A 361-nucleotide genomic window follows, 5' to 3' on the forward strand; every position below is an offset into this window, starting at 1 on the left:
GCCTTCTGCTGTCTTAACATCTGTTTTACTTGGTTGCGTTGGGGTTGCTTGGCTTCCATTTTAAAAATTTGTTTAAGTTGCTGAAAGCAGGTATTTCACTTCTTGTGGAAGTTCTTTGCCCGGGGTTCCACTGACAAACTCGTGCATCGCCTTGTAGGTTGGTGCTGGGGTGAATTCCCAAGTACCGATAAAGTGGGCGTCCGCTCCATTGATGGTTTCAGACGGCTTGTCGTAGGACTTGAAGCTCCATGTGCCTTCTGTTGTCTTAACTTCCGTTTTACTTGGTTGCGTTGGCGTTGCTTGACTACCGTCTTTCAGATCTGTTTGATCTGCTGGAAGCAGAGCTTTTACTTCTTGTGGA

Annotated in this window: 1 pseudogene; it reads right to left on the minus strand. The window is 46.5% G+C overall.

What is annotated here, in order from left to right:
• A pseudogene (locus AWH02_RS11005) lies at positions 1 to 361 on the minus strand (SHIRT domain-containing protein); the annotation flags it as partial.

It is taken from the genome of Streptococcus gordonii, assembly GCF_001553855.1.
Lineage (GTDB): Bacteria > Bacillota > Bacilli > Lactobacillales > Streptococcaceae > Streptococcus > Streptococcus gordonii.